The 367-nt window shown below is 54.2% G+C and carries 2 tRNA genes and 1 rRNA gene; all 3 read right to left on the bottom strand.

Annotation, left to right across the window (positions count from 1 at the left end):
- Nucleotides 1-48: 48 nt before the first annotated feature.
- Nucleotides 49-124 (bottom strand) — tRNA-Ala (locus tag PV403_RS25035).
- A gap of 23 nt (nucleotides 125-147) precedes the next feature.
- Nucleotides 148-224 (bottom strand) — tRNA-Ile (locus tag PV403_RS25030).
- Nucleotides 225-275: 51 nt separating this feature from the next.
- Nucleotides 276-367, bottom strand: a 5S ribosomal RNA gene (rrf, locus tag PV403_RS25025); the annotation flags it as partial.

Genomic DNA, 367 nt, shown 5'->3' with positions numbered 1-367 from the left:
ACTCGATTAACAGTCGAGTGCTCTACCAACTGAGCTATCAGGGAATATTGGTGGAGCCAAGCGGGATCGAACCGCTGACCTCCTGCGTGCAAGGCAGGCGCTCTCCCAGCTGAGCTATGGCCCCATATTTTGGATTATGAAGTTACATGGTGGGCCCTAGTGGACTCGAACCACCGACCTCACCCTTATCAGGGGTGCGCTCTAACCAGCTGAGCTAAGGGCCCTTATCGTTAATTAAAGCATTAGGGCAAAAAAAATAACCCAAAAGGGTTTTCGCTTGGCGGCGTCCTACTCTCCCAGGACCCTGCGGTCCAAGTACCATCGGCGCTGGAGGGCTTAACGGTCGTGTTCGGGATGGGTACGTGTG

Source organism: Paenibacillus sp. GYB006, assembly GCF_036577645.1.
GTDB lineage: Bacteria > Bacillota > Bacilli > Paenibacillales > Paenibacillaceae > Paenibacillus.
This window is presented reverse-complemented; position numbering and strand designations above follow the sequence as displayed.